Raw genomic sequence first — 16,869 nt, 5'->3', positions numbered from 1 at the left:
AGGATTCAAAAATATGATTAATAAATAGTTATGATTTGTTTCTATTTTTTATAGTGAAAGGATTTTATAAAGTCAGAAAATGATATTCTTTTGCCAAACCGTGAAAGTGCAAAATTACTTCATATAAGTGGTTCAACATTCCGGCGTCATATAACCAATGGATCTCTCCAAAAATCTTTAAAATTTGTTTTTTTATCGCGTTGGCTACAATCAAATCTTATCAATATAATCAAGAAAGCTAAACAGAAACGTTATAACGACGCAGCATAAAAAGAAAACCTTGTCACGTAAGGACGGACAAGGCTTTTATTTTTACATGAAGCTTATGAAATGCAAATCACATCCTGTGACGCAAATAACAGAATAAAAAATTATATTTTCTTTTATGAATGCTCAGGGCATTACAAATGCCTTGCGTAAAGTCTGGATCAGGCATTATGAAACAACCAGTTGTTCAGCTCATGATGACAGGCTACCTAGCTTATCCCTCGTCAATGGCTTTATTATAAGACATAAAACACGAATAAATTAGGAAAAAAATCAAAAAATTTCAAAAGCGAGAGGTTGTTTTATTATTGTTGATAACTTCTTTAATCGTCCAAGAGGACGTTCTCCTAATAATCCAGCGTAATTCTTTGGGATCTGCAAGATAATATGATCTGCTTTTTTATGCCACAATAAATGAGGTAAAATTCCTGCAACAGAAGCACTAAAAAGATGAGCAAGACGCATAGTTTCACCGAGAATACGTGCTTTATCAATTATATTTTGAGTTGCTAATTGAAAAATGGGAAGAGATTCTTTATCAACCAATAAACTCGTATTGCGAAAAAAAACAGAAAGCGCCGCATAAAGGCGCCCTTCATGAGAAATTCCTGGATAAGATCCTAAAGCTATTTGATTTGCTGCTTCATTGCCTCGATAATCTGGATGTATACGCCAACCAATATCCGCAAGAAGACAAGCGGCTTGACGATAACGGCATTCATTTTCAGTTTCTGAAATTCCAAAAACTTCAAAAGCATTCGTCGTAAAATCAATGAGTTCTTCTGCTTGTTTTGGTGAACGTGCCCGTAAAATAGCCATTTCTGTGCATGCTGCAATGAGAGGATCAGAAAGTCGAATCGCCTGCGGCAATCGTGAATAAAGAAAACCTTCACGAACGCCAGCACCAGAAAAGATTATCTTTTCAAACTCCATACACTGAATGAGTTCAATAAGAACTATTGCCCCATAAGATAAAAGTTTTCGACGGTTCTGAGAAACCGCTGCAATCCCTCTCATATTATCAATATTGCCACGCGCTACAAGACGTAAAAAGTTCTCCATTTCAACAGCATCAACTTCATAGCCATGCATAACAGGAAGCCGATAGTGTTTCATTGCCATATGGAGTTTTGCCAAATTACGCCATGTCCCCCCTACTGCATAAAAATAACGTGCTATACCTTTACGAGCACGAACAACAGACGATTTATAAAATTGCTCATGTACAATTTTTGTAGCTACAGCACTATCATTATTTGATATATACTGTAGCCTTAAACCACCCAATGGGAGCGTTATCCCTTCACCAACATCAGAATGATCAATATCAATCAGCTCAAGACTTCCACCACCAAGATCCCCAGAAATACCTTTTGGTTGATAAAAGGTAGACACAACTCCATAGGCTGAATACATAGCTTCTTCACTTCCTGAAAGAAGATATATTTTATTTTGCAAAATATCTTCAGCATGCTGAATAAATGCTACGCCATTCTGTGCATCTCGTGCTGCTGCTGTTGCTAAAGTATAGACCTCATCTGCCCCAATCTGTCGACAAAGCGTACGAAACCGTTTCAGTGTTTGCAACGCCATCTTCATCGATTTTTCTTCTAAAAATCCCGTTTTCGCCACACCATGACCGAGACCACAAAGAATCTTTTCATTAAATAAAACCGTTGGTGATCGAACAAGCCCCTCATAAATAACCAACCGAACAGAATTTGAGCCAATATCAATAACAGCAACAGGCTTACGCCCTTTTAACCGACCTTGAGCATCTCTATATGTCATTGGATTTTAGTCTTTATGTATTTCGGCTTGTTGCCGATGCAACGCAACCAAGCGCGAAACAGAAGACTCAAAAGACTCATTTTCCCCCGCAAAACTTGTATTGGCCATAAAATACTCCTGCGCATTAAATAGACTTTCACCTCTCTGCGGTGTAATACGTTTTGATGTTCCATCCTTAAGTATATCAAAGCTTTGTTGATTATCAATGATATTAGCTAACATAATCTGTAAAAGAATTTTTTGACGCACTATTTTATTAAAAACTGGAACCAATATTTCAATACGATAGTCCAAATTACGAGGCATCATATCAGCAGAGCCTAAGTAAACGAGTGCATTTTCATTAGGCAAATCTTGACCATTCCCAAAACAAAAAATGCGACTATGTTCAAGAAAACGCCCGACGATTGATTTTACACGAATATTATCCGAAATTCCTAGAATACCAGGACGTAAACAACATATCCCCCGCACAACCAAATCAATTTGCACCCCTGCTTGACTGGCACGATATAAAGCATCAATAATTTCAGGATCAACCAATGCATTAACTTTCATCCAAATAGCAGCAAATCTTCCCTGTTGTGCATGAACAATTTCTCCCTCAATATGCTCTAAGATACGACCACGCAATGTTAAGGGTGAAAAAGCAATCTTTATTGTTTCATTTGGACGCTCATATTGCGCAATATAATTGAACAATAACGCAACATCATGAGCAATAACATCATCCGTGGAAAAAAAAGAAAGATCGGTATAAGTTTTAGCGTTAATGGGATGGTAGTTTCCTGTTCCAAGATGAACATAAGAGCGAAGACGTTTTCCCTCACGTCTCACAACCAATGACATCTTAGCATGTGTTTTTAATGCAATAAAACCAAAAATAACTTGAACCCCAGCACATTCAAGATCCCGGGCCCAACGAATATTTGCTTCCTCATCAAAACGTGCTTTAAGTTCTACCAAAGCAGTCACAGACTTTCCCTGTTCAGCTGCTTCAATCAAAGCGCCAACAATTGGACTATCATTTGATGTACGATAAAGTGTTTGTTTTATTTCTACAACATCAGGATCGCAAGCAGCTTGACGTAAAAATTGGACAACAACATCAAATGTCTCATAGGGGTGATGAATCACAATATCATTTTCACGAATAGCTGCAAAACAATCCCCATGATGTTCACGAATACATTTCGGAACACGAGAAATATAAGGAATAAATTTGAGATCATCACGAGGAATAGAAACAATCTCTGATACCATATTAAGCGCCAAAAATCCATCAAGAACATTAATACAATGATCAGGAACAGCAAGACTATTCGCTATAAATTGGCGTAAACTCTCTGGCATTTTTGCGTCAAATTCAATTCGAATAACCTGTCCACGGCGCCGCCTTTTAAGAGCAGTTTCAAAAAAATGAACAAGATCTTCAGCTTCCTCTTCTACTTCAATATCACTATCTCGGATTATTCTAAATGTACCAATTCCTTTAATCTCATAGTTAGGAAATACATGTTTAATAAAAAGGCAAATAACATCTTCAGATGCGATAAAACGAAAATGATTACCTTCTTGAGGAAGAAGAATGAAACGCCTTAAAAGCATTGAAATAGACAACAACACTGTGTGTGAATTCTGATCAGCTTCTCCAGACAATTGAAGCCCAATAGAAAGCCCTAAATTAGGAATAAATGGAAAAGGATGAGTAGAATCAACAGGCAAAGGTTTTAAAACAGGAAAAATTGTCTCAAGAAAATATTTTTCAAGCCATGATTTTTCAGTTTCTGAAAGATCATCAGAACAAATAATTTCAATATCATTCTTTTTTAATTCATCACGTAAAACATTCAATTCTCGTAGTTGGTGAGCCTGCAGCTTTGAAATCTCAGCGAGCACAATATCAAGTTGTTCCTGTGGAGTGTGCCCATCTGCACTGCACGCTGTAACGCGAGCACGAATTTGAGCTGCTAGTCCTGCAACACGAACCATAAAAAACTCATCAAGATTTGCAGCTGAAATAGAAAGAAATTGTAGACGTTCTAATAAAGGATGTTTCGAATTAGCTGCTTCCATCAAAACACGATTATTAAATTGTAGCCATGAAAACTCTCGATTAATAAACCGTATCGGATTTTTCATTGTTATATTTGATATAGAAATTTTATCTTTCACCCTCTTTTCCATATATTCTAACTAAGCTTCTTTTATATTTTCTAAAATCCTTGACGAAATATCTCACATAATATTTTATAATATGTTATCATCATAATAATACATCAATGCCCCATTTTTCTTGTCATGTTTCCATTTAATATTTTAAAATACTTGGAACGAGGTTCTATGCGCAAAGCGCTAAAAGTAAGACAACTATTCTGATTATAGCATAAAAGAGGAGTAGTTTGTCTTAAAAAGCATCTTGCATTATGATACGCTTTATTACAAACTCACACTTATAAAATAGAAGAGCCTTATCATAACTAATGAGACAATTTATTCTGGAGTTTGTACGCCATGGCTGATCACAATATTCCCCATTTTCAAAATGACCTTGGATATAAAACAATCGAAATTGGTGTGAAAGAGTTTATGTGTGTAGGCGCTACACAACCATTCGATCACCCTCATATTTTTATTGATATGGGCGCTGCTGATGAGAAAATTTGCCCTTACTGCTCAACCCTTTATCGTTATGTTCCCTCGTTATCGTACGATCAAACAAACCCAACAGGATGTTTATATCATCCAGACAAGCTATTATAATGTGTTCTAGGGCTTTCTTAAATAACTACTCTTTTAATTCTGCTTGTTTAATATGAAATCGTTTGTAGAACAATCACCCATCATCGTTGGAGGAGGAATCGCTGGTTTAAGTACCGCTTTAGCACTCGCTCATAAAGGAATTGCAAGCATCATTATTGAAAAGTGTAAAAAACTTGAAACGATAGGCGCTGGTATTCAACTGACACCAAATGCAACATCTATTCTTGCTCGCTGGGAACTTCTTAACAAACTCACTGAAGTTGCGACAATCCCACATTTTCTTGAGTTAAAAGATGGAATATCTTTAAAAATACGTCTACGTGCTCATCTTATCACTCTAACAGAAAAATACTGGAAAGCCCCTTATATGACGATTCACCGCGCGGCTTTACAAAAAATTTTATATAATGCAGTGATTGCAAATCCTTTGATCAAATACAAAGCAGGCGAAACGATTGTATCTTCTACCCAATCGGCAACCAACATTAAAATAACCACAATAAAAACAGATACAGCAACACAACAACAGCTTTATTCAACCCCTCTCCTGATCGGATGTGATGGCGTTTGGTCAACACTACGGCAACAATTTCCTTTTCATGAAAGAGCAAATTTTAGTGGTTTTATTGCTTGGCGAGCAACAACAGTACTTGATAATCTTCCTCAAGACTTTCGTTCTTCATTGCAAAATATGAAGACAATTACGGCTTGGATGGGGCCTCAAAATCATCTTGTTGTTTATCCCATTAAATCGTCAGAAAAAATTGTAAATTTTGTCGCTATTACACATGGGGATAATTCAAAAGAGGGATGGGCCTATAAAGGAGATAAAGAAAAACTTAAATCTCTTTTTAAAGCTTGGAATTCAAAAATCTTACAAATCTTTGATCATATTGATGAATGGAGTTATTGGCCACTCTTTCAAATGAAACAAAATCGTTTTATCGGTTTAGAGAGACAAGTATTTGTTGGCGATTGCGCACACGCTGCCTTACCTTTTGCAGCACAAGGTGCCGCTATGGCAATCGAAGATGCCGCCACATTAGCAAAAGCACTTTCATTGAAAAATCTTTCATTAACGAAAGCACTTTCGCTTTACGAAAAAACACGTACCCCCCGTATTGCAGCAGTAAAAAAACGCGGAGATTTCAACAGATTATCCTATCATGCAACGGGGCCCATAGCAATTGCACGTAATCTCATGATGAAAATTCGTACACCAGAGAGCATTATGTCAGATCTCAATTGGCTTTATATGTATGATGCGATGAATTCTATAAAAAATCGTGATAAAAACTTATAAAATTCTTCCCGTACTTTGAATATTATGAAAGAAAGAAATTTTTTGATTCTATGACACTAAAAAAATATCATAATTTACTCAAATAAAAGCAATATTTTTCTAAACCTACAATTCGATTTTAAAAGCTCAATTTTTAGCTCTCCTAAAAGCAAAAACACCACTCAAAATCAGCTCCCATCTTTAATCTTTCTTTAACTCAATTCTACATCAACAACACCCTGAATTAATTTCATAGCATTTGCCACATGTGAATTTACCTTATATCGCTTAGGAAGCGCAATTTCAACTTCTCGCAATCCATCCTCTTGAATTAAAATAAGTCCAACCTCTCCATTTCCCCCAAGATTTAAATTTTGTTCAATTTGTGGAAGCATATCAACTGTTTTTATAAAAAGACGCATCATTTTATGCTGCTGTAACGCTTCTTTTTCCAAAGACTGAATTGTCTCAATTCGCAAACTAACTCCTTCAGAGCGATTTTCTGCGCTCACCGTAATAATAAAAGATTTTCCGGGTTCTAGCATCTCTTCATAATCCGAGAGTGCCTCAGAAAAGAGAACTGCTTCATATTGTCCACTTGTATCAGAAAAATGAATAATTCCCATTTTTTTACCAGATTTTGTTTTGCGCACGTTTTTTGCCACAACAGTTCCAGCAAGCCGTGCAGCCGTTGCTCCCCCTTTAACGGCATTGGAAAAATTACCCCAAGTCTGAACGCGTTTTTTAGCGAGAATGGCTTGATACTCATCCAATGGATGAGCTGAAAAGTAAAAACCTATAGCTTGAAATTCTCGATAAAGTTTTTCAGCCAACAACCAAGGAGTCGTTTGCGATAAAATCAAGGGCTCTTTTAATCCGCCTGCCATTCCAAATATGTCAACCTGCCCGCTAGAATTGTCATCGAGAATACGAAGCGCTCGCGCATGAAGGGTTCCAAGATTCGCTAATAAAACTTCGCGTGCAATGTTAAAACAATCAAAAGCGCCAGCACAAACTAAACTTTCCATCGCACGCTTATTAACAATACGAGGATCAACACGCGCACAAAAATCTTCCAAATCCTTAAAAATCTCATTTCCACGACAAGTGACAATATGATCTACAACCGTTTCTCCCACACCTTTAATGGCCGCAAGAGAATAATAAATACAGTTATCACCAACCTCAAAAATACGATGAGATGTTTGTATAGAAGGTGCAATAACTTCAATACCCAGCCTTAACGCTTCACGCCGAAAATCATTGAGCTTATCGGTATTCGTCATATCATACGTCATTGAAGCAGCTAAAAACTCAACGGGATAATTGGCTTTCATATACGCTGTTTGATAAGAAACAATCGCATAAGCAGCAGCGTGTGATTTATTAAAACCGTAATCGGCAAATTTTGCTAAAAGATCAAATATAATATCAGCTTGCTCTTTATCAACACCACCAGCAACAGCGCCATTGACAAAACGCGTACGCTGTTTTTGCATTTCTGCATGAATTTTTTTCCCCATAGCGCGCCGTAATAAATCAGCTTCTCCAAGCGAGTAACCAGCCAGCACCTGAGCAATCTGCATCACCTGTTCTTGATAGACTATAACACCTTGTGTTTCTTTAATCAGATGATCTATTTTAGGATGAATAGAAGCTATCTCCTCTTCCCCGTGTTTACGTGCATTATAGGTTGGTATATTCTCCATTGGACCAGGACGATAAAGCGCAACCAGCGCAATAATATCTTCAATACGGTCTGGCTTCATTCCAATCAGCGCCTTGCGCATACCAGAACTTTCCACCTGAAACACACCAACCGTTTCACCACATGCCATCATAGCGTAGGTTGCTTCATCATTTAGAGGGATATTTGACAAATCTATTTTGATCTTCTTTCTGGCAACAAAATCAACAGCCATTTTCAAAACAGTCAGTGTTTTTAGTCCAAGAAAATCAAATTTTACCAACCCTGCCTGTTCTACATATTTCATGTTAAATTGTGTAACAGGCATATCAGAACGAGGATCACGATACATCGGGACAAGCTCCCAAAGCGGCCGATCTCCGATAACAATCCCAGCAGCATGCGTTGAAGCGTGACGATAAAGCCCTTCCAACTGAAGTGCTATATCTAATGCGCGTCCAATGACGGGATCTTTTTTCTTTTCCTCTTCAAATTTAGGTTCATCCTTAATAGCATCCGCTAATTCTACCTGACTTCCTGGGGTGGCAGGAATTAATTTTGTAAGATAATCCACCTGACGATAAGGAACTTCTAAAACACGCCCCACATCACGCAAAACTGCACGTGCCTGTAACTTACCAAAGGTAATAATTTGAGCAACTTGATCACGTCCATATTTTTTTTGAACATATTGAATAACTTCTTCACGCCGCTCTTGACAAAAATCGATATCAAAATCTGGCATCGAAACACGATCTGGATTGAGAAAACGTTCAAAAAGAAGGGAAAAACGCAATGGATCAACATCGGTAATCGTTAATGCATAAGCAACAAGTGAACCAGCACCAGATCCCCGCCCTGGACCAACAGGAATATCATGAATCTTCGCCCATTTTATGAAATCTGAAACGATAAGAAAATATCCAGAAAATTGCATACGCGTAATAACTGAAATCTCATAATCTAATCGCTGCTCATAATCTGCAATCGTATACCCTTCAGCCAATCCAATTGTTTCAAGGCGCATCTTCAAACCAGCTTTAGCTTGATTTAACAATTCACTATCTTCTGCTTCTAAAGTATTTTCTGAATTAGAAGATTGTTCTATAAAACGAGGCAATATCGGTTTTCGAAGAGGCGTGGCAATATGACAACGCAATGCAATTTCAACACTATTTTCTAAAGCTTCTGGAAGATCAAAAAACAGCGCAACCATTTCATCTTGTGACTTCAAGTAATGATCTGGCGTCACTCGCTTGCGATCTGGATTAGAGACGATTTGTCCTTCTGAAACAGCCATCAATGCATCATGCGCTTCATACCCCTCTCTCTTCAGAAAAAAGGCTTCATTCGTTGCAACAAGAGGAATTTCATGTGCATAAGCCAATTCAATAAGATCTGCTTCTACTCTTCGGTCATAAGAGCCATGTCGCTGTAATTCCACATAAAGACGATCAGAAAAAATTTTTTTTAAATAAATTAAGCGCTCAACAGCGCGTTCTTTTTTTTCTTCTAACAAAGAACGATTAATAGGTCCTCCCTTTCCACCCGTTAAAGCGATTATACCTTCACTGTGTTCTGACAACCAATCAGCTTTAATATGAGGAGGATCAGTATCACATTTATCAAGATAAGCACGGCTTACAAGACGAACCAAATGAGCATAACCGGTTTCGCTAGAAGCGAACAGAACAATAGAGCAGAAATCAGAAGCATTACGTCCTTTAACCAAATGTGAATGATCATTTTCATCACAAAAATCAACGGTAAGCTGACAACCAATAATGGGTTGAACCCCATGAGAAAGACAATACTGCGAAAACTCCAAAGCACCAAATAAATTATTGGTATCGGTAATAGCAACCGCTGGAGCATGATCTACAATCGTCTGTTGAATAATTTGTGGGATTTTTAAAGCTCCTTCGAGCAAGGAATAAGCTGAATGCACTCTCAAATGAATAAAGCGAGGAAGAGAATTTTTGTACTCTTGCATTTTATTTTTATCTTTAACCACTCTCACAATTTCCTACTATAAACTAAATGCCAAACAGCCCCCTTAAAGAAAAAAATTCAGGCTAGCATAACTTTAAAGCTATAAATTTTATCATCTCACATAGAAAAAATATCCTAATTTTATTGATATTTATAAGAGAGTTCTATCAAGAAAGTGCCTCTATTCACAGCAAATAAACGCCTAAAATAAAAAGAAGCAAAATATGCCATAAGTACTTTCATTTTTTTATTTTATTTCTCTTTTAAAGATAATTTCTCTTTTTACAACGCAATGTGTAAATAAAATATCATCTTCTTTAATGACTTTATCCCCAAAAAGCTCTTCTAAAGGTCTAGAAAAAACAAAAAGAGCAGGTTAAATTTTCTCATGCCTCCAAGTCTTCTTGCCCCTCTTTTCAACTCTATTCGAACCCTTTCTGGTATTACACCTAAAGTCTATGGCTTACTGACCAAACTCTTAAATGTTAATCCTACACAACGGGAAGCAACCCTTATTGATCTCCTTCAATTAATGCCCCATTCCGTTATAGACCGCAGAATGCGTCCCAGCATTGCTTGTGCAAAAGAAGGAGATACTATTACGCTTGAAATTGTCATCGATCAACATCAACCACCCCCACGTGGTCATAACCGAATTCCCTATCGTGTTATTGCGCATGATCAAACAGGAAAAATAAATTTAGTCTTTTTTCATGCTCAACCTCTTTGGCTAAAAAAACAACTTCCCGAAGGAAAAAAAGTCATTATATCAGGAAAAGTTGAATGGTTTAATGGACAGCTTTCAATGGCGCATCCAGACTATATTGCCCCAAGCGAACAATCAAATCAGATACCTCTCATCGAACCGATTTATCCATCTACTGCAGGACTAGCGGCCAAGACACTAAGACGCGCCATACAAAACGCTCTTGATTTTATTCCTCTTCTACCGGAATGGATAGATGAAAATGTAAAAAGGCAGCAAAATTTTCCTTCTTTTTCTGTTGCTTTACGCCGCATCCATGCGCCCATCATCCCCGATGATCTATCCTTAGAAAGTACAGCACGCAAACGCCTTGCCTATGATGAATTGTTTGCTTGTCAATTGGCGCTAGGACTCGTGCGTTTGAAAACTAAATCTCTTGTTGGCACTTCTCGACCAGCAACAGGAATTTATACTAACAAATTGCTCAATATCCTCCCCTTTCAACTCACAACCGGACAAAAAAAAGCAGTAGAAGATATCGCAAATGATCTTGCTTCACCAGAACCGATGCTAAGACTACTCCAAGGTGATGTAGGCGCAGGAAAAACTGTCGTTGCATTAATGGCAATGGCACAAATTGCTGAAAATTCAGGACAATCAGCTTTAATGGCACCAACCGAAGTGCTTGCCAGGCAACATTTTGCCACTATTGCCCCTCTTGCCGAAAAAATCGGATTACAAACAACGCTTTTAACAGGACGAGAAAAAGGAAAATTGCGGACAAATATCTTAAATGATATTCTGTCAGGTCAAGTTTCTATTGTTATCGGAACTCATGCTCTCATACAAAACAGCGTTACTTATAATAATCTCGCTTTAACCATTATCGATGAACAACACCGTTTTGGTGTCCATCAACGTATCGCTCTTACAGAAAAAGGTAATAAAGCTGATATGCTGGTTATGACCGCCACGCCCATTCCGCGCACACTTGTCTTAACAGCTTTTGGTGATATGGATGTCTCTAAAATTACAGAAAAACCAATTGGGCGACAACCCATTACAACAGCAACCCTTTCTTTAAAACGTCTTCATGAACTTATAGAGCGAATCGCATTTGCATTAGAAAAAGGAGAAAAGCTCTATTGGATTTGTCCTTTAGTGGAGGAATCGACAGCTCTTGATCTCACTTCAATTGAAAACCGCTTTGTATTTCTTTATGAGCGCTTTGGAGCACACGTTGGTATGATCCATGGAAAAATGTCTACAGCGGAAAAAGAAGCCGCTATGGCATCTTTTAAATGTGGAAATACACGTATTTTAGTTGCAACCACCGTCATTGAAGTGGGAGTAGATATTCCAGATGCTTCGATCATTATCATCGAACACGCGGAACATTTTGGTCTTTCTCAATTGCACCAATTACGTGGACGTGTAGGACGAGGCGATAAAAAATCTTCCTGCATTTTGCTCTATAAAGATCCACTGACTAAAACAGCAGCAACACGCCTTAATATTATCCGCAATACAGAAGATGGTTTTGAAATCGCTGAAGAAGATTGGCGCCTACGAGGCGAAGGAGAGCTTTTAGGTACAAAACAATCCGGAGTCCCTGAATTTCATATAGCAAACCTTGCAATTCATAGCGATCTTTTGTCAATGGCAAGAAAAGATGCTCATTTATTTTTACAACGCGATCCTCATCTTTCTTCTGAGCAAGGACAAGCTTTACGATTGCTACTTTATCTTTTCGGACACAATGACGCTACACGCCTCTTACGAGCAGGATAACAAAGACCATCTAATAAAAAACTTAACTATCTCTCTGCTCAAATATGGTTTTTTCTCTTAGAATTACCCATAAATGATCTACGCAGTCTCTTACCATCTTTATGCTTCATGAACGAATAATAAATCAACAGCACTATCTTCTCTCTCAATCTGAATTATTCTTGTATTAAAACAGTAGAAGCAATATTGCGTCTTTTTTTACTATTATATTCACATAACTGATCTGTTTTTGATAGGTAAAAAGATATTTTTTGTTTTATTGTAAAGATTGAGAAAGAAAAAACTTTCTTCAGTATTCTCGTTCAACAGAGAAAAATGAAAAAATAAATTTCATTATAAATCAATTTCTTACATTTGATTATTCTCCAAAAGATTCAGAAATATACTTTTATTCAACCGTAACTGATTTTGCTAAATTACGGGGTTGATCAACATCTGTTCCTAATAAAACAGCCGTATGATAAGCGATTAACTGAATGGGGAGAGCATAAATAATAGGAGCAATAAATTCTGAAACATCTGGCAAAGTAATCGTTGATAAAGTCTTAAGACACGCTACCTCTGCTCCTTTTTTATCGGTTATTAAAATAATACGACCATTGCGCGCTACTACTTCTTGCATATTAGAAAAAGTCTTTTCAAACCATCGATCATAAGGCGCCACAACAATAACGGGTATTGTCTCATCTACCAACGCAATTGGTCCATGCTTCAACTCACCCGCCGCATAACCTTCAGCATGAATATAAGAAAGCTCTTTCAATTTAAGGGCTCCCTCCAAAGCAATCGGATAAGAAGTTCCACGTCCTAAATAAAGAACACTTTTTGCATTCACCAAATCACGACAAATAGATTCAACTTTGCCTTCTAATTTTAAGACCTCATTTAAAATACGAGGAACTTCTGCCAACTGCTGAACCAATTGCTGTTCCATTTGAACTGTAAGATAACCACGTTGTTTAGCAGCACTAAGAGCAAGTGAAGCAAGCGTTGCCAATTGACAGGTAAAGGCTTTTGTTGAAGCAACACCAATTTCTGGTCCGGCAAGTGTTGGGAGAATAAAATCAGCCTCCCTTGCCATTGTTGATTGTTCAACATTCACAATTGTTGCTGTTTTTATACCCCGTTCACGACAATAACGCAAAGAAGCCAATGTATCCGCTGTTTCACCAGATTGAGAAACAAACAATGATAACGCATCAGACGTTATAGGAGGTTCGCGATAACGAAATTCCGAAGCGACATCATTATCAACACTTAAAGCGGCAAATTTTTCAAACCAATAGCGCGCAACTAAGGTTGAGTAATAAGCCGTTCCACAACTCGCAAAAAGAAGCCGATGAATATTTTTCCAATCAATCAAATTCTCAAGTGGTCGAACTGCATAATTCCCAAGATCAAGATAATGCGCCAAATTATGAGAAATCACTTCAGGTTGTTCAAACATTTCCTTGTGCATAAAATGACGATGATTACCCTTAGAGATCAATAAAGCCCCTTCAAGTAATGGTGTCACAGGACGTTTTATCAGTTGGTTGTTGGCATCGTAAATTGTGACACCCTCCCGTGTGATAACAGCCCAATCCCCATCTTCCATATAGCTAATATGATCAACGAATGGCGCTAAAGCAATGGCATCTGATCCCACAAAAAATTCATCTTTTCCATAACCGATTGCCAGCGGTGGACCAGAACAAGCCGCAATCATAAGATTATCTTCACCTTCAAAAATAAGAGCAATAGCAAAAGCCCCCTGCAACCGTTTCCAACTTGTACGCATGGCTTCTTGCGGAGAAAGACCACTTTTTAATGCACGCGTTATTAAATGTGCAATAACTTCTGTATCTGTCTCTGTTTCAAAGATATAACCATCCTCAATGAGTTCCTTTCGTAATTCTATAAAATTTTCAATAATACCATTATGAACAACTGCAAGCTTTTTAGTTACATGGGGATGCGCATTGCGTTCAACAGCAATTCCATGCGTAGCCCAACGGGTATGGCCAATCCCTAAACTTCCCTCCAGAGGTATTTTTTTTAATTTTTCTTCTAAACGAACAAGTTTTCCTTCAGCACGTACACGATAAAGATGCCCATTATGGACTGTCGCCACCCCAGATGAATCATACCCTCTATATTCAAGACGTTTTAAACCCTCAACCAAAGAAGACGTAACACACCTCTTTCCAAGAATTCCAATAATTCCACACATTAAAAAGCTCCAACCCACATCTTAAGATTTAAATCTTATAAAACAATCCAACAACCTTTATTTAAAACTGTAAATAATAAAATAATTCAAACATGGAGTACGGCAATCTTTAAAAATAAACCGCCTCTCCATCGTTCGATCAGCACTAAACAAAGAAATAGACTGAAAAAGATCATTTTTTTTGTTTGTTTTCTGACAATTTTTTCTCTAACAAGCGCGTACGAAATTTTGTCGCATAGCCCTCTTTTATAACCTGTCGTGCACGCCCAAAAGCCATACTATTCATAGGAATATTTTCAGTAATAACACTTCCTGAAGCAACATAAGAACCATCCCCTATCACCAATGGAGAAACAAGCGCCGTATTAGACCCAACAAAAGCATGATCACCAATCATCGTTTTATATTTGTTAAATCCATCATAATTGCATGTAATCGTACCAGCTCCAATATTGGTATGTGCACCAATTTCGGCATCACCAATATAACTCAAATGATTAATTTTAGAAGCTTCTCCTACCTTGGCTTGTTTAACTTCACAAAAATTTCCAACCTTTACAGCCTTCGCCAACTCTGTTCCAGGACGCAAACGTGCATAGGGACCAATCTGTGCATCTCTACCAACCACAGCACCTTCGAGATAACTAAATGCATGAATAACCGCACCAGAGTGTATTTTTACGCCTAACCCAAAATAAATATTTGGCTCTATCACCACGCCTGGTTCAATTTCTGTATCATAAGAAAAATAGACTGTTTCTGGTTTTAAGAGTGTAACACCTGATAACATTAAATCGTATGCTTTACGTTTCTGCCATAAAGAATCAGCCCTCGATAGCTCAAAACAATTATTAATTCCTACAATATCTTCAAAAGGAACTTCAACAACGCGTACATCTAATCCTTCACGTGTTGCAAGAGAAGCAACATCTGTTAAGTAATATTCTTTTTTTATATTGTTATTATCAACCTTCTCTAAAAGAGAAAGCGCATGTTTTCCGCGCATAGCGAGTATTCCACCATTACAAAAAGAAATCTTTTTTTCTCTATCGCTAGCGTCTTTTTCTTCTACAATTGCGATCAATTTACCATTTTTCTCGAGAAGACGCCCATAACCTGTTGGGTTTTGGGTATGAAAACCTGCAAAAACAACATCTGCTCCATCAACAAGCTGTGCACGCATTTGGTGCAATGAATCTTGCTGAATGAGAGGCGTATCCCCAAAAACAATGAGAACATCATCCACTTCCTTTTGCAAAGCTAAACGAGCAGACAAAACAGCATGGGCAGTTCCTAAACGCTCTTTTTGTTCAAAAATCATTACATCTTTTACAAATGACTGAACAACGTGCGTAACCTCCTTAGCACCACATCCCACAACAACGGCTAATTGCGAAGAGCCAGCCAATTCTATTTGTTTTAAAACATGGCATATAAGAGGCAATCCAGCAATTTTATGAAGTACCTTAGGCAGAGGCGATTTCATGCGCGTCCCCTCACCTGCAGCAAGAACAATAGAAAGACAACTTCTAACCATAAAAACACATAAGACTAACGAGAAAATCCAAAAAAATTCATAATATTGTGCCAACGAATATCTTCAATATAACTCAACGAAGGATAATGTTCTAAAAGCCAAAATGAAATATCCTGCATAGAACCTGTTAAAAACAAAATCCCTGTAAGAAGAAGAAAAATACCAATAATTTTTTCAACTTTTCCTAAATGAATACGAAAAGCGCCTAAAAATCGCATAAAACTGCTCGAAAATAAAGCTGCCAACACAAAAGGGACAGCAAGACCTAATGCATAAACTGCTAAGAGAATAGCTCCCTCGCCCACCGTCTCTTTTGTTCCAGCAAGCGTTATAATAGGCCCTAAAATGGGGCCAATACACGGTGTCCAACCAAAGGCAAAAGCTAAACCAATAATATACGCGCCTAAAGGACCAGCAGGTGTTTTATGGGTCTGAAAACGCGCTTCACGAAATAAAAAAGCGATCTTGAAAATCCCCAAAAAATTTAAACCAAAAATAATAATGACAATTCCAGCAGCAAGTGCAAACCAATCACGATAATAACCGATGAATTTCCCAATTGTGCTAGCACTGGCACCTAAAGCAACAAAAACAGTCGTAAACCCAAGAACAAAAGCAATAACAGAAGACAATAAAGTCCACCGTATAAAGACTTTCTCATCACGATTTTCTGAACGAAAATCATCAATACCAATCCCTGCCATATAACACAAATAGGGAGGAACTAACGGCAAAACGCATGGTGACAAAAAAGAGAGTGCCCCAGCAAAAAACACACCAACTGTTGAAACTTCAATCAAAATTCATACCCCATCTCTCATCATAGTTTACCCCCATGAAC

At 37.6% G+C, this 16,869-nt stretch carries 10 protein-coding genes; 4 read left to right on the top strand and 6 right to left on the bottom strand.

From position 1 onward, the window contains the following. Window positions 1-66: 66 nt before the first annotated feature. Window positions 67-270, top strand: a complete 204-nt coding sequence (locus ACFIMU_RS05920; RefSeq protein ID WP_375608337.1) for a DNA-binding protein — start codon at window positions 67-69, stop codon at window positions 268-270. A 270-nt stretch (window positions 271-540) separates the two neighbouring features. On the opposite strand, the gene ppx is transcribed toward ACFIMU_RS05920, so the two are convergent. Next, window positions 541-2,058, bottom strand: a complete 1,518-nt coding sequence (gene ppx, locus ACFIMU_RS05915) for an exopolyphosphatase (protein ID WP_375606644.1) — start codon at window positions 2,056-2,058, stop codon at window positions 541-543. A 6-nt stretch (window positions 2,059-2,064) separates the two neighbouring features. Then, complete coding sequence (locus ACFIMU_RS05910; protein WP_375696893.1) at window positions 2,065-4,245, bottom strand: RNA degradosome polyphosphate kinase; 2,181 nt, start codon at window positions 4,243-4,245, stop codon at window positions 2,065-2,067. A gap of 327 nt (window positions 4,246-4,572) precedes the next feature. Here ACFIMU_RS05910 and ACFIMU_RS05905 point away from each other — a divergent pair, with 327 nt between their 5' ends. Continuing rightward, window positions 4,573-4,821, top strand: coding sequence for a zinc-finger domain-containing protein (locus ACFIMU_RS05905; protein ID WP_375606646.1), 249 nt, complete (start codon window positions 4,573-4,575; stop codon window positions 4,819-4,821). Between the two features lie 52 nt (window positions 4,822-4,873). After that, window positions 4,874-6,124, top strand: a complete 1,251-nt coding sequence (locus ACFIMU_RS05900; RefSeq protein ID WP_375614539.1) for an FAD-binding protein — start codon at window positions 4,874-4,876, stop codon at window positions 6,122-6,124. 191 nt (window positions 6,125-6,315) lie between these two features. Here the strand turns inward: ACFIMU_RS05900 and dnaE are convergent, their stop codons facing one another. After that, window positions 6,316-9,804, bottom strand: coding sequence for a DNA polymerase III subunit alpha (dnaE, locus tag ACFIMU_RS05895; RefSeq protein ID WP_375615123.1), 3,489 nt, complete (start codon window positions 9,802-9,804; stop codon window positions 6,316-6,318). A 366-nt stretch (window positions 9,805-10,170) separates the two neighbouring features. Here dnaE and recG point away from each other — a divergent pair, with 366 nt between their 5' ends. Continuing rightward, window positions 10,171-12,279: an ATP-dependent DNA helicase RecG gene (gene recG, locus ACFIMU_RS05890; protein ID WP_375696892.1), complete on the top strand. Its 2,109-nt coding sequence runs from the start codon at window positions 10,171-10,173 to the stop codon at window positions 12,277-12,279. Between the two features lie 388 nt (window positions 12,280-12,667). On the opposite strand, the gene glmS is transcribed toward recG, so the two are convergent. The 3 genes from glmS to ACFIMU_RS05875 form a co-directional block, all read right to left on the bottom strand. Next, on the bottom strand, window positions 12,668-14,491 hold the full coding sequence (glmS, locus tag ACFIMU_RS05885) for a glutamine--fructose-6-phosphate transaminase (isomerizing) (RefSeq protein ID WP_375609367.1): 1,824 nt from the start codon (window positions 14,489-14,491) through the stop codon (window positions 12,668-12,670). 172 nt (window positions 14,492-14,663) lie between these two features. Next, the gene (gene glmU, locus ACFIMU_RS05880; protein WP_375696891.1) at window positions 14,664-16,028 is read right to left on the bottom strand and encodes a bifunctional UDP-N-acetylglucosamine diphosphorylase/glucosamine-1-phosphate N-acetyltransferase GlmU; all 1,365 of its coding nucleotides are present in this window, start codon (window positions 16,026-16,028) and stop codon (window positions 14,664-14,666) included. Between the two features lie 14 nt (window positions 16,029-16,042). Further along, window positions 16,043-16,831 (bottom strand): cytochrome c biogenesis CcdA family protein, encoded by a 789-nt coding sequence (locus ACFIMU_RS05875; protein ID WP_375606726.1) that lies wholly within the window; start codon window positions 16,829-16,831, stop codon window positions 16,043-16,045. Window positions 16,832-16,869: the final 38 nt, after the last annotated feature.

It is taken from the genome of Bartonella sp. AC70YNML (assembly GCF_042196545.1).
GTDB lineage: Bacteria > Pseudomonadota > Alphaproteobacteria > Rhizobiales > Rhizobiaceae > Bartonella.
The sequence above is the reverse complement of the archived record's forward strand: the minus strand, read 5'-3'. Positions and strand labels throughout refer to the sequence as shown.

What these genes read in the sequence shown, in the direction of transcription:
- glmS (WP_375609367.1), bottom strand. Translation starts at nt 14,491, where the DNA reads ATGTGTGGAATTATTGGAATTCTTGGAAAGAGGTGTGTTACGTCTTCT.
- ACFIMU_RS05910 (WP_375696893.1), bottom strand. Translation starts at nt 4,245, where the DNA reads ATGGAAAAGAGGGTGAAAGATAAAATTTCTATATCAAATATAACAATG.
- ACFIMU_RS05900 (WP_375614539.1), top strand. Translation starts at nt 4,874, where the DNA reads ATGAAATCGTTTGTAGAACAATCACCCATCATCGTTGGAGGAGGAATC.
- ACFIMU_RS05905 (WP_375606646.1), top strand. Translation starts at nt 4,573, where the DNA reads ATGGCTGATCACAATATTCCCCATTTTCAAAATGACCTTGGATATAAA.
- ppx (WP_375606644.1), bottom strand. Translation starts at nt 2,058, where the DNA reads ATGACATATAGAGATGCTCAAGGTCGGTTAAAAGGGCGTAAGCCTGTT.
- recG (WP_375696892.1), top strand. Translation starts at nt 10,171, where the DNA reads ATGCCTCCAAGTCTTCTTGCCCCTCTTTTCAACTCTATTCGAACCCTT.
- glmU (WP_375696891.1), bottom strand. Translation starts at nt 16,028, where the DNA reads ATGGTTAGAAGTTGTCTTTCTATTGTTCTTGCTGCAGGTGAGGGGACG.